This is a genomic window from Paenibacillus sp. R-74696 (assembly GCF_055814915.1).
In genome coordinates this window covers 63,427-77,000 of record NZ_JBPULM010000037.1, presented here as the reverse complement: position 1 = coordinate 77,000, position 13,574 = coordinate 63,427, and the positions used below count along the sequence as shown (strand labels likewise).

General features: G+C 45.3%; 12 protein-coding genes and 1 tRNA gene. 5 read left to right on the top strand and 8 right to left on the bottom strand.

What is annotated here, in order from left to right; genetic code table 11:
* Positions 1-95 precede the first annotated feature (95 nt).
* The 4 genes from ACSR9A_RS17850 to ACSR9A_RS17835 form a co-directional block, all read right to left on the bottom strand.
* A complete protein-coding gene (locus tag ACSR9A_RS17850; RefSeq protein WP_473758653.1) occupies positions 96-1,118 on the bottom strand; it encodes an NADH:flavin oxidoreductase/NADH oxidase in 1,023 nt (340 codons plus the stop codon).
* Positions 1,119-1,276: 158 nt separating this feature from the next.
* Positions 1,277-1,708: a MarR family winged helix-turn-helix transcriptional regulator gene (locus tag ACSR9A_RS17845; protein WP_473758652.1), complete on the bottom strand. Its 432-nt coding sequence runs from the start codon at positions 1,706-1,708 to the stop codon at positions 1,277-1,279.
* 288 nt (positions 1,709-1,996) lie between these two features.
* Complete coding sequence (gene rluF / locus ACSR9A_RS17840; protein WP_341280415.1) at positions 1,997-2,710, bottom strand: 23S rRNA pseudouridine(2604) synthase RluF; 714 nt, start codon at positions 2,708-2,710, stop codon at positions 1,997-1,999.
* A gap of 36 nt (positions 2,711-2,746) precedes the next feature.
* Positions 2,747-4,633, bottom strand: coding sequence for an ATP-binding protein (locus tag ACSR9A_RS17835; protein WP_473758651.1), 1,887 nt, complete (start codon positions 4,631-4,633; stop codon positions 2,747-2,749).
* Between the two features lie 215 nt (positions 4,634-4,848).
* On the opposite strand from ACSR9A_RS17835, the gene tadA reads away from it, so the two are divergent.
* A complete protein-coding gene (gene tadA, locus ACSR9A_RS17830) occupies positions 4,849-5,319 on the top strand; it encodes a tRNA adenosine(34) deaminase TadA (RefSeq protein ID WP_341280413.1) in 471 nt (156 codons plus the stop codon).
* Between the two features lie 4 nt (positions 5,320-5,323).
* Here tadA and ACSR9A_RS17825 read toward each other — a convergent pair whose 3' ends face one another.
* The 4 genes from ACSR9A_RS17825 to ACSR9A_RS17810 all read right to left on the bottom strand — a co-directional run bounded on the left by ACSR9A_RS17825 (position 5,324) and on the right by ACSR9A_RS17810 (position 8,648).
* On the bottom strand, positions 5,324-5,518 hold the full coding sequence (locus tag ACSR9A_RS17825; protein WP_046229618.1) for an aspartyl-phosphate phosphatase Spo0E family protein: 195 nt from the start codon (positions 5,516-5,518) through the stop codon (positions 5,324-5,326).
* 559 nt (positions 5,519-6,077) lie between these two features.
* Positions 6,078-6,920, bottom strand: coding sequence for a methyl-accepting chemotaxis protein (locus ACSR9A_RS17820; protein ID WP_473758650.1), 843 nt, complete (start codon positions 6,918-6,920; stop codon positions 6,078-6,080).
* Positions 6,921-7,460: 540 nt separating this feature from the next.
* Positions 7,461-7,991 carry a chromate transporter gene (locus tag ACSR9A_RS17815; RefSeq protein WP_473758649.1) on the bottom strand — a complete coding sequence of 177 codons (531 nt, stop codon included), beginning with the start codon at positions 7,989-7,991 and terminating at the stop codon, positions 7,461-7,463.
* Between the two features lie 27 nt (positions 7,992-8,018).
* Positions 8,019-8,648 carry a chromate transporter gene (locus tag ACSR9A_RS17810; protein ID WP_473758648.1) on the bottom strand — a complete coding sequence of 210 codons (630 nt, stop codon included), beginning with the start codon at positions 8,646-8,648 and terminating at the stop codon, positions 8,019-8,021.
* 265 nt (positions 8,649-8,913) lie between these two features.
* Between ACSR9A_RS17810 and ACSR9A_RS17805 the strand changes: the two genes are divergently transcribed.
* The 4 genes from ACSR9A_RS17805 (at position 8,914) to ACSR9A_RS17790 (ending at position 13,447) form a co-directional block, all read left to right on the top strand.
* Positions 8,914-10,113 (top strand): ROK family transcriptional regulator, encoded by a 1,200-nt coding sequence (locus tag ACSR9A_RS17805; RefSeq protein ID WP_473758647.1) that lies wholly within the window; start codon positions 8,914-8,916, stop codon positions 10,111-10,113.
* 122 nt (positions 10,114-10,235) lie between these two features.
* A tRNA-Arg gene (locus tag ACSR9A_RS17800) sits at positions 10,236-10,312 on the top strand.
* Positions 10,313-10,697: 385 nt separating this feature from the next.
* Positions 10,698-12,521 (top strand): histidine kinase, encoded by a 1,824-nt coding sequence (locus ACSR9A_RS17795; RefSeq protein WP_473758646.1) that lies wholly within the window; start codon positions 10,698-10,700, stop codon positions 12,519-12,521.
* Positions 12,518-13,447 (top strand): response regulator, encoded by a 930-nt coding sequence (locus ACSR9A_RS17790; RefSeq protein WP_473758645.1) that lies wholly within the window; start codon positions 12,518-12,520, stop codon positions 13,445-13,447. The genes ACSR9A_RS17795 and ACSR9A_RS17790 overlap by 4 nt, the downstream gene beginning before the upstream one ends.
* Positions 13,448-13,574 lie beyond the last annotated feature (127 nt).

The window sequence follows — 13,574 nt, the reverse complement described above, 5'->3', positions numbered from 1 at the left end:
AGGGTAAAGCTTATAATCAGCCTATATATTAACAGAAAAGCCGTCACTTCCATGCGAATGCATCGGAAGTGACGGCTTTTCTTGCTGCTATACGATTAGAAACCTGTTGTATATTGTGTTGGTACGGTTGTTTCTTTTTTCAGCACAGCTGCAGCTTCTAGAGCCCAATAAGGATTTCTGAGCATTCCCCTGCCTACAGCTACTAGATCTGCATCTTCATTTCCAATCACAGCATTAGCTAGAATAGGATCCTCCAATCTGCCAACTGCAATAACTGGAACATCCAGCGCCTGTCTGATTTCTCTTGCCAATGGCACTTGATAAGCAGCATGAGTACCCGGTCTGCCCCAAGCAGCAATAGGTCCCTCTCCACCCGAAGAGATGTCAAACATATCTACTCCCGCCGCTTGATATTCCTTGGCAAATGCAATGCTTTCATCTATTCCGTATCCGCCTTCTACATACTCTTTAGCAGATATGCGCATAATTAACGGCATGTCTTCTGGCATCTCGGCCTTAGCAGCCTGAATAATTTCTCGGCCAAACCGGGTTAGGTCCTTCCCGTATTCATCTTCTCTTCTATTTGTAAGCGGCGAATGAAACTGGTGGATTAAATAGCCGTGGGCTCCATGAAGCTCAATGGCATCCATGCCAGCTTTTACAGCACGTTGTACTGCACCGCGAAATTTTTCTACCATTTCTTTGACTTCCTGTGTTGAAAGAGCTCTCGGTTGTTTTGAATTCTCATCAAATGGAATGGCGGATGGAGCAACTGGCACTTCAGCATCTTCCGCTTTCCGTCCGGCATGAGCGATTTGAATACCCACTTTTGCACCATAGCTATGGCAGGCATCTACAATTCTTTTCAAAGCCGGTATTTGCTCATCCGACCACAAGCCCAGATCAAAGTCTGAAATGCGTCCGTCCGGTTCGACATCGGTCATTTCAATCATAATAAAGCCTGCTCCGCCAACAGCTCGACTTACGTAGTGCAGATAGTGCCAATCGGTAGCTGTCCCATCCTTTTTATCAACCGAATACTGACACATTGGAGGCATCACAATACGATTTTTCAAGGACATTCCTTTAAACTCATACGTGCTAAATAGATCCTTCATCAAAAAAACTCCTTTTGAATATTTAATCAGTTAGACTGTGCTTTTCTAAAAAACAAATCAATGCATGCGCGTGCATTTATAGTAGCATGATTATTTTTTCTTTGTCAACTCAGAGGGCTATATGAAAATACCCAGAAGAACCTTTCTGGGCAAGGCGATCACCATTTTTTGTTTAAAGACTGCAGTTCTTGCTGGAGGACATCCCTTAGAGAAGTAGATTGAGCAAAAAATTCATTAAAAGTAGCCAGCGCTATTTTAAATTTGTCTTCACCAAGCTCAGTTAAACAGGTGTAAACCCCTCTGCGATCATCTTCGCAAACATGTCGTTGCAGAGCACCACAATTTTTGGCTTCCATTCGGCCAACCAGCCTTGATATCGCACTTTGACTTAAACCGACCATTTCTTGCAATTGCAGTAATCTTAATTTTTTCTCGCTGGATTGAGATAAGAAATAGAGAACATAAAACTCCTTTAAGGTTAAGCTGTATTTCTCCTGTAAAACATTTTCTAATTCATTATTTATGTTCGCCTGTAAGCTCGTAAGAGCGAGCCAATTATCTAAAAATTCGTTATTGGTGTTATCATTCATACAAGTTTCACCTGTTCTATTCCATAGAATATAGTCATTCGCATATTCATAATCTATTAAGCATAAGAGATGCGAGCTTAAGCTTTCATTCTTATATATCAAGTATTATAACGTTTTTTCTATAGCTAAACCAGTAGCAGAGAAATCCTTGCCCTTCTGTATTTGGCTTAGGCTATCTATTTTAAAATAGGAACTCGGGCAACATTCTATTCAAAATGACTGCCCGTTTCTTCAAATAAAAAGGGCAGCCGCTTCATCGACTGCCCCTCCCCTTATTTCAGTTCCTGCTCAGCTTGTCGGTGCTGATGGCGTATAATCCAGCAGGTCAAACAGCTGCGCTTTCTCCAGCTCCGTCAAGTCTCTCCACTTGCCAATAGGCAGCTCGCCTAGTTGAATGTTCATAATGCGGACACGCTGAAGCTTCCGCACATGGTAGCCGAAGGCTTCGCACATTCTGCGAATTTGGCGGTTGCGCCCCTCAGTTAATACAATGCGGAACACGCGCTCCGAACTGCGCGTCACTTTACAGGGCAGCGTCATGCTGCCCAAAATTTTGACGCCCTCGGACATGCCAATGACAAACGATTCGCTGATCGGACGATCTACCGTCACAATATATTCCTTCTCATGCTTGCCCTCCGAACGCAAAATCGGATTCACAACATCTCCGTCATTCGTCATGAGAATAAGCCCTTCAGAATCTTTATCGAGTCTGCCAATAGGAAAAATCCGCTCCTGATGGCGCACATAATCAACAATGTTGCCCTCAATATGCAGCTCGGTCGTACAAGTGATGCCTGCGGGCTTGTTTAGAGCAATATATACATGGCCTTTATGCTCTCCAATTCGATTACCGTCAATACGCACATCATCTCCGTGCTCCGCTTGGCTGCCCAGAAGCGCTGGGCTGCCATTAATCGTCACCCGTCCGCCTTCTACCAGCTTGTCCGCTTCCCGACGCGAGCAATAACCGGTTTCACTAATAAATTTATTAATCCTCAACTGCACTCACCTCATCCAAGTATGCCGCTCAATCTGCTATCCATATAAACCTGCAGCGCCTGCTTTTTCTACTAGTATACCTCCGTCGCCCCCTTCTTTCAAAGTGGGAAGCGTAATGGTCACCGTTGTTCCGGCATTCACTTGGCTTTGAATATCAATCATGCCTTGATGGCTCTGGATAATGCGCTGGCTGACCATCATGCCAAGTCCGGTGCCGCTCTCTTTGCCCGTGAGGAATGGGCTTCCGATTTGTGGAATCATTTCCTCCGGAATACCGATGCCTTCATCAGCTATTTCTATGGTAATGTGGCTTATATTGCGTTTCAAGCGTATGTATATCGGACCGCCGCTCGGCATCGCTTCGATTGCATTTTTCAGCACATTAATGAATACTTGCTTGAGCTGATTTTCCTCACAGGAAATCTCGCAGGACTCTTCGGTGAAAACGGTCAGAAACTCCGCATTATGCAGATGTGCCTCGCTGTCCAGAAACAGCAGCACATCGCGCAGCACCTGCTTAACATCCTTTACGGTAAACTGTGTTGCCTGAGGCTTTGCCAAAATCAAAAATTCGCTGACGATCAGGTTAATGCGATCCAGCTCCGACAGCATCAAGCTTGTATGCTGAGCATTGCCCGTTTGATTTTTCAGTTGAAGCTGGAGAAATCCCCGAAGCGTCGTCAGCGGATTGCGAATTTCATGGGCAACGCCAGCCGCAAGCTGCCCTACCGTCGTCAGCTTCTCGGAGCGGCGCAGCAGCTCCTCCATCTTGTTGCGGCTCCTCATGTCGCGGGTAATGCTCGCGAAGGCCTTCACCTCGCCTGCACTGTCTCGAATCGGGGATATTGTAACGCTGACAGGGATGACTTCACCCAGTTTCGTTAAACGCTTTGTCTCCTGCGCAGGAAGCACCTTGCCCGCAAGGAGCGAGGCAATGATCAGCTTCATTTCTCCCCGGTGGCTTTCCGGCGTGAGCACGAGCGAACAACCAAGCGCCTCTTCCGCTGTATACCCATACAGCTGCTCGAAGGCTTGATTTACTTGAATAATGATTCCCTGCAAATCGACCACATGGATCGCATCACTCGTATGATTAATGAAGGATTGCAAATAATTTTTCATCCGGCGGTTTTCTTCAAAAGCCTTGCGCAGCTTGTCCATATAAATGCTGAGATTTTGCGACATCGCGTTTATTTTCACTGCAAGCAGACCAAATTCATCCCTGCTTCTCACTTTAATGAATGAATCAAAACGGCCGTGAGATACTTCATTGACCTTCCACAAAATCGATTTAAGCGGACGGAGCAGCATACCCGACAGCAAATAACTGCCCAAAAGGATAAATAACATAAAAATGCCGGCATACTTCAGCCAATCCCTCACCTTGTACGCAGCACGATCATGAAAGTATTCGTAGCTATAGACGATGCGAATAACGGCAGGCTGCATATTTTCATTGGTGTAGTAGCTCTTTAAATAAGCTACCCCGTCCGTTTCAAATTCATTGACCCGAAAAAGGTGATCCCTGGCTGTCTGATTAATCAGCTCTTGTTCAAGCTCGGCCTCATAATGGCCCTGCTCGCCATAAATAAGATCATAGCTAGCTACGCTCGCAACCTGCTCCTCATGATCCCGCGGCCGTAATATCGTGATATCCAAAATGCGGGCGTCCCACCGCTTCCAGTCTTCAATCATGCTGTGAAATTGCTCCTCCGTCCCTGCCTCAAGAGGTGTGCCCTCAGCAACCTGGCTATCTGATAAAGATAGCGTTTCGGCGAGCTGTACAGATGCTTTGCTCAGCATGCTGCCCAGATTTTTGTGCATATTGCGAAACATTGAATATTGGTCCACAATGAGTAGGGTGACAAACATGGAGAAGAATGCTATCGCAATAAGTAAGCAGAGCTTGAGTTTGAATGGCACTACGAAGACCACCTTTATCGTCGTAAATTCGAACGACTTATCCACATTCTATAAACAATAAGCCCTACTTATGCACATATAGGTCGAATATTTTGTGCATAAAAAGGTGTATAACTAGAAAGTTATCCCCAATGTTATCCACCACATGTTAACAACAGAATATTTGTTCGCTGAATAAATGCTATTGATTTTACAGATATAGGAGGGATTTCATCATGCTGAGAGAAAAGGAAGATGAATTTTGGATGCAACAGGCTATTGAGGAAGCCAGAAAAGCCGAGCGAATTGGTGAGGTTCCCATAGGAGCTATTGTTGTTAAGGATCGTGAAATTATTGGAAGAGGCTACAATCTGCGTGAAACGCAGCACGACCCTACTGCCCACGCTGAAATGGTCGCCATTCGCGATGCCTGCAAGGAGCTAGACGCTTGGCGGCTGCTCGACTGTACCTTGTATGTAACATTGGAGCCTTGTCCAATGTGTGCTGGGGCTATCGTGCAATCAAGAGTAAAGCGTGTCGTATATGGAACCGGCGATCCCAAAGCAGGATGCGCAGGCACGCTAATGAATTTGCTGCAGGAGCCGCGTTTCAACCACGAAACGGAACTGACTAGCGGCGTATTACAACAAGAATGCGCCACAATGCTTACCCAGTTCTTCAGGAAGCTGCGACGGAAAAATATATAATTGACTAGTCGTTTTTACGGCGCATGGAAGAACCAATCATTTCATCACGCTGCATCTGTTGAAGGGCAACGATTAATTGATCTGCCTCCTCGCTAATCGCAAGAACGTCAGGGTCTGTCAGACTACCTCGTGCTTCGGCTATCTCATGGAGCTTTAGCCTTAGCGATTGCAATTGATCGAGTAGAATTATTTTGTCCATAGCTCGCTTCGTGGCCCACTCCTTAAATATAGCGCTCGTGTGGCAATTTTATTTTATTATACGCTTATTCCGGTGGGCTGTTTGTAAAAACGTGTCGACAATCACCTATAATTTTCAGGCAACTTTCGACAAAATCAGGATTAGCTTCCAAAATAGTAGTCCATATTACCCATTTTTTGATTTTTGATGATTAACCAAAACAGCAACATATTGGTAAAGTTGACATTCATGAATGGTTGCTGCTGTTCATTTCTTCATTTGGGAAAGTCCTTTTTATTTTCCCGACAAGCAATGTCGATTTATCAACCGCGATTTTGTCGTATTACATCTTTTTTTGTAAATGAAAGCTGACATTAGTAGGAGGACCGCGGCTATCGCTACGGCTTCCTTATGCGATTCGCATAGCATAGTGGCAAACCTATAGGTAAATCCTAAATACAGCGCCTATATTCTTTTAAAAAAAGCCTTACCGCCTGACGATTATCGTCATGGGGCAAGGCTTCTCACGCTTTTAAGATGCTGCACGCATTTATCTCAAACCTAATGTCTGGCGTTGAACTCAGGATTCCGTCAGATTGTAGGAAATCATCTGATCCGCAATGTCTTTCATCGATTGGCTTGAGCTCTGCAGACGCTCGATTACACTCGTAAAAGCGCTAACCATGGAAGCCTGCTCCTCGGATGAAGCCACAATTTGCGAAATTTCGCGCTCCATGCCTTTAATCGACGTTTGGATGTCGCCAAGCGCCTTTTCAATTTCAACTGTCGCTTTTTTGGAGTCAACAGACAGCTTCCGCACCTCGGTGGCCACAACACCAAAGCCTGCTCCCGCTTCGCCTGCGCGCGCTGCTTCAATTGCCGCATTAAGCCCTAGCATATTTGTCTGCTCGGATACCTCTTTAATAAAGCCTGCAACCTTGGTGATTTGCTTCGAGTTTTCCGCTGTTGTTTTTGAATTTTCCGAAATCTGCTCGCTCGCCGCATGCAACTCCTCGGAATGGGCTGCCATTTGCTGCACCATCTGCACCAGATGCTCCGTAATGGAGTGGCTTTCCCGTACAAGATGCTCCAGTTCATTCTGACTCGTTAAATTATAAGCTACGCAAAATACAGCTTCTACCTCGCCATTTTCATTTTTAATGGGTATGTTTACAACATCCATCGCAATTCCAAACGCTTCCTCAGGTATATGGGTAATGCTTTCCTCCCTGCCGTTCTTAAGCGCGACGAAGTTCTTAAAGCCTTCATTAAGCAGGTCGCCTGATTTGAACCCCATATCCACATCCGGCATAGGCAAATAATAGAGCATATGAGTGCGGTCATATAGAGTCAGACTTGCACTCTCCCGCATCATTTTCTGAATGTAAGGCATCACGTGCAGCATAGCTTGAACTGTATTCATATTAGTATCCCTCACTGTCTATTCAAGTTGTTTAATTATATTTCGGTAAAAAACAGGCAAATTTGTAGGTCTTTCGAATTATTTTTTTATTCATTTTTTAGTGAAATTCTTTATAGAGGTTCGACAATATGTTCCACATGGAACATTATCCTCCTCGAATGCTGTTGAATCCACGATCCGAAGGAAAACCAAAAGCCGCTTGTTTCGGAAAATTGCTGCTTACAGCAAGCTCCCGAAGCAAGCGGCTTTAATCGACTTCATACAGCTTTAAGCCTGAATATAATGTTCTTTTGGCAAGCGAATGAACAGCCTTTTCGTTGCGCAGCCTTCGACAGCGCACGCCAAGGTGAAACGGCTGTCGCTGTCCTTTGGAGGCACGGCGCGTTTCATTCCGAGAAATATAGAGAATGGATAGCGTTACGATATCCTTTCCTATATTTCAAGGTGAAACGGCTGCCGCCGTCCTCTGGAGGCAAAGCTGATGATTCATGGGTGAAATATGAGCCCATTATAAGGGTGATCCTTATAAATGCTTATATTTTAAAATAAAATAATGCCAACCGCTCCTGCTCCAGCAATGATGATAAACGGATGCAGCTTGTAGCGCATCAGTAAATACAAGCTGCCTGCAACAATGAGCAGCATTCCCGCGAACGGCCAGCTCAGCATCGCACCATCATTCGGATATCCGAAATGAATGGCCGCATAGACCATTAGGCCGGTAATCATCGGCTTTAATCCGTAAAAAGAGGCCGACAACCATTTATTATTTTGGAGGCGGAGAATGAACGCTGATACCACAATCATGAGCACCAGCGACGGCAGCACCATGCCAGCAGTCGATATGATCGCGCCCGTGATGCCGGCGGACTGATAACCGAGCAGCGTCGCGGCATTTGTTGCAATCGAACCCGGCGCCATCCCGGCAAGGGAGACGGCCTGCTGAAATTCCCCTTGCGTCATCCAGCCTCGGGATAGAGCCTCGTATTGAATAATCGGAATAACCGCGTAGCCCCCTCCAAACGAGACACAACCTATTTTCAAAAAAACAATAAACAGTTCTCCGAGCATGCTCCGTACCCCCTCTCCATTTCCCGTCTAAATGTAATATTCAATTTCGCTGCTGCTTCTGCGGACGGAAGCTTTCTCGGTCAGCACCTTCATCCCCAGCAGCTCCTTACCCTTCGTGAATAAGATGCCTCCAAGCAGCCCCGCCATGACAACGTATATCGGATTAATCGCAGTAAACAGCAGCACGGCCAGCGTCACAACCGCTACGAATGTCGTAGCAATATCAAACAGCGCCGCACGCGCCATGCGGTAAGCTGCCATCACCATTAAGGCAATGACCGCTCCATTTATCCCCTTAAGCGCCGCAACCAGCTTCGGATGATCGCCAAAGACGCGCATAAACAAACCAAGCAGCAAAACGAGCAGCAGCGTAGGAAGCGTGATGCCGACAATGGCAATAACCGCCCCTGCTGCGCCCGCCTGCCGATAGCCGACCATCGCTGCTGCATTGACACCTACTCCGCCGGGTGCGGACCCTGCGAGCGAAATGAGCTGCGTCCATTCCTTTTCATCCATCCACTGCCGCTTCTGTACCGTCTCCCGCTCGATCATCGGCATCATTGCGTAACCGCCGCCAAACGTTGTAGGCCCAATTCGAAAAAATATCCAAAACAGCTGCAGCAGCATGCCCAGCTTTTTATTTTGTCCATTTGCCATGAGGTTCCCTCCATTGATGGGGTGATGCTTTCTCTCTATTATATCACCTTTATTCCATTTTGGTATTAACTTATTCAAAAAAGACTCATAATTTCATTTTATTGATACTATCCGCTTAATTTATGAGTGATTTCAACCGAATTAATTTCTTTTTGGAATAATGTTTGAGGCACCCTTGAACATAGCGACTGTCCATGAATTACGATATAATGAGGAGTGGTACTTTCATTTTTTTCATCCTATCTATAGTAAGCAGGGATTAGTTATGTACAAAGCGGAACGGGACGTTCCCTCTCATAAAGAGCTTATTTATACACAAATCGCCGAGCAGGGCACCGTGTCGAAAGCGGAGCTGCTGGACAGGCACAAGCTGACGAGCAGTACGCTCACGCGTGTACTGGAGGAGCTGGTGGCGGAGGGGTTGATTGAGGAGACGGGTCTTGGTCCCTCCAGCGGCGGCCGACGGCCGATTTTATACCAGATTCATGCGGGTTACCGGTACATTTTCGGACTGGAAATTTCGCGTTTCTCCTCGACGCTAGGCTTATTTGATATGCAGCTGAATCAGAAATCACTCGTGCGCTGGCGGATGGATGAGGCGATGACGCCGCAGGCGCTGGTCGACTACGCGTCGCAGCTGATGCGTACGCTGCTTCGGGATCACCGGATCGAACGGGAGCAAATTCTCGGCATTGGCATTGGGGCGGTTGGGCCGCTTGACCGGAGCAGCGGAATGATTTTGGACCCGCTGTATTTTGCCGCCCGCGGCTGGACGCAGGTGCCGATTTGCCAAATGTTTGAGGAAGCAACCGGATTTACGGCATTTCTCGAAAATGGCGCCAATACCGCGCTACTCGGTGAGCGCTGGGCGCTGCGCCATGAAGATATCGAGCATGCGCTATACGTGCATGCCGGCGTCAGCCTGCGCTCCGCGATGATGTCCTACGGCCGTATCGTCCATGGCACGATGGATATGGAAGGCTCGATCGGACAGATGATTATTCACACTGATGGGCCACGGCTGTCTCCGGCAGGGAATTACGGCGCGCTGGAGGCGTACGCTTCGATTCAGGCACTGGAGCACCAGGCACGCTCCCATGCGAAGATGGGGCAGGACTCGCTGCTCAAAGCCTATTCCGTTACACCCGAGCAGCTGAATTATGAAGTGCTGCTGCAAGCCCTGTCGGCGGATGATCCGTATGTGCAGGAGCTGTTTCAGCAGTCCGCCGTCTATTTCGGCGTCGGCTTGGCGAATTTGATTAATATTTTTCACCCGGAGCTTGTTATCTTGGGCGGTGCTTTAATTAATTCTAAGCCTATGTATTTTCAGACCGCTACAGATACTGCGAAGAAAAACACTTACTACTCCCCCGCCTATGAGCCGAGGTTTTCCAAAGGCCAGCTCAAAGAGGATGCCGTCGTGACCGGGGCAGCGCTGACTGTGCGCAATAAGATGCGGGTTTAATAAACGTGGTGCTATTGGCGCAGTAGTATGTTGAATCTTGAGCTGGATAGGCTGAACAAGGGGATCGGCAGATAGGCAATGTTGCTTGATCACGCCTTCCATGGTAAAATAATCAATGCTGCGCGCCCGTAGCTCAGCAGGATAGAGCGACAGTTTCCTAAACTGCAGGTCGTACGTTCGAATCGTATCGGGCGCGCCATAAAAAAGCCTTTAAACCCTTATTCCATAAGGGTTTTTCTTTTTCCATTTTTATATAAGTGCGTCGAAAACGAAAATTGGGAACAAGTTGGGAACATTTTTTGTTTGTTTCTTTTTTTGGCCTTTCTTTGCTTCGAAAAGAATCCCCGTCAACCTGATGATTGACGGGGATTTATATTCCCAATCGTTTGGGATTTTAAATTACACCCTTACGTTTGAGTAAAGTGACGAAACGATAAAAGTCAGAACTGCTGCTGCGATCTGCGCCTCGTTCGGATCGTAAGCATGGAACAGGCGAGCCGGCAGGACAGATTGAAGGATCGACGGAACCATGGTAAAATTGCTCCAAGAATCGACACCATCCGAGTTTACTGGGGAGTCTGTTTATGAGATCGGAATCTATTAAGTTTTCAATGAAAATAGTGACCATATTTTTAGCGATATCGCTTTGCACCGCATTCGTTTTCGTCATTTACTTTCAGGATGCAAACAAATCCAAAGATGATATCAGTATGGAGATTCTACAAGACAGTTCAGGAAACATGACCTTATCCGATGTTAAAGTCAGCGATCAATTTGCTACTTTGCCTAGCAACTATTCCAAGGTTGGCTATTCTCCAGTCCGATTATGGTTCAAAATAAAATTAAACCGATATAACGCAGATGAAATCAATTACCTTACAATAAACAACCCTCTTTTTGAAGATGTAACGATTTACCTCCCGACAAGTAACGATTACATAATAAAGCATTTCGGGTACGCGTATAAGAGCAATTCCGATGAGACCGGCTATGTCTACCCCGCATTTAAAATCCCGCCTCCTTTTGATCATAATCAGTACATATACATGACAAGCAAATCGTTATACGGACAGAACTTTATTGTCGGGCTCGTAAATGACGATCTCTTTAGGAAGACAAGCATGATAAATGTCTGGGCAGGAGGCATCTTATTCGGCGTTTTGGCGGCATTGTTTTTTTATAACTTGCTCATGGGCTTGGCCATAAAAAACAAAACTTTTATAAAATACTGCTTTTTTGTTCTCACCACCTTGTTATGGAACGCAGCAACGACGGGACTTTTAAACATCACGGGCTTCAAGTACGCCTATTGGCTTGCGGAATATTCCACAGGCATCGGCATTCTCATGTCGCTTGCTATCGCCATTTTTATGAGAGCGATTTTTCAGACCCAAACCAAGTTCCCCAAGATCGATTTTTGTTTAAAACTGCTCATCGGTTACTTTCCGATCACTTTATTGCTGTTTTTTTTCATCAGTAAAGAGCTGGGAGCATTTGGTGCGGGTGCATCTTCTATTGTGTTTGTATTGTATTTTATAATTATGTTTAAAGGAATAAGGAACAAAATCATCCGTTCACCGCAGCTCATAACGGCATGGCTCTTGTGTTTTGTGTCGGTAATCCTGTTTTATTTGATGGTTTTCGGAGTATTGCCTCAAAGTTACATTATTATTTATTACTTATTTTTTCTTTCTTGTGTATCCGCTATCGCCTTTGCCCTGTCTCTCGCAGAAATTATTAATGATTTAAATAAAGAGAAGCAACGCAATCAAATTCTATTTGAAAATTCCGAAATTCAATCCAAGCAGTTTGAGCTTGCTTTTATAAGGGCACAAATGGATCCGCACTTTATTCACAACACCTTGAACGTGATAGAAGGGGTCATTGCTGAAAACAAAGAACAAGCAGGAAGCTTGGTCAACGATTTATCCCATTATCTCAGAAATATATTCGATTACAGCAATTCGGAAAGATATATTTCTATCCATGAGGAGCTGGATGCAGTCAAGTTTTATGTTCGCATTGAGCAAGCAAGGTTCCCGGGGAAAATATTTATCAACTATGAAATTGATACAGATATTCAGTTGAAGGTGCCGCGCCTCGTTATTCAACCCTTGGTAGAAAATGCGATTAAACACGGGATACGTAAAAGGAAAATTGCAGGAACAGTCACAATCAGGGTTAAAGAGCTTGAACATGGCTACTTGATAGCGGTAAAAGATGACGGCGTCGGCATTGAAGACGCGGACAAATATAAACTGCTTGAATACTCGCCGGGCAAGGGCATTGGACTTGCCAACATAAACGCGCGGCTTACGGCCGAGTATGGAACGCAGCTTCAAATCGTCAGTGAGAAGGGTAAAGGAACTGAGGTTCGTTTTGACGTACCCAAAAAGGAGCAGCCATGAAGGTTATTATTGTAGATGATGAATATTATGCGCTGCGGAACTTTAAAAGCAAGTTGGAGAAAATTGCGGATGTCGAAGTCGTTGCGGTGTATGAAGATCCTGCAACAGCCTTGGAAGAAATAAGCAGCATACAGCCCGACCTTGCTTTTCTGGATATCGAAATGCCGGAAATCGATGGCATAACCTTGCTCGGGATGATGTTCAAAAAAAGACCGGAAATGGATTTTGTTTTCACAAGTGCTTACCATGCCTATGTGACAGACACGCTTGAAACAAAAGCGTTGGATTTTCTCGTTAAGCCGGTGAAGTTCGAACAGCTTTATGTCACCTTGGAAAAAATAAAGAAGATTAGAAGCAAAAGCAGCGTGGGACACAAAATGGAGATAAAGTGCTTTGGCGATTTTGCCGTATTCATAGACGGAAAATTGATCGACGACAATTGGCGAACCAAAAAAACGGAAGAGCTTCTCGCCTATTTGCTATGCATGAACGGCAAGTACGTGTCCAGAGAACGGATCATTAATGAGTTGTGGCCCGATTTGGAGATGAATAAAGGTTATGCAAACTTATATACGACGCAATATAATTTAAAGAAGCGATTCAACGCTTTTGGAATCCATCATTTGATCAAGAGTAAACTCGGTAACATCTGGCTCAACATCGAAGACATCAAAGTGGATTTGTTGGAGTTCGATCACTTCAGTAAAAATTATAATGAAGATAAGAGTAATATGGAAATTCTCGAGCAAATGGTGGAGCTGTACAAAGGCATGTTATTTGAAGATAAGCTTTATTCATGGACGTTAAGTATACAGCAATCTTACGATGTAAGTTTCGACCATGCATTGAATATTCTGATCCAGTTTCATAGGGAACGCGGCGATGAGACAAAAGCCCAGTACTATGAGATGAAAAAAATGCTCTAAACAAATAGCATTCTGACAAGCAAAAACGGCTTTAGCCGTCCTTTGGCGGCTATGCTCACGTTTCGCGTAGACGTATAGAGAAAGTATGAGCAAACTTATATACTTTCCTATACGTAAATAAAATCGC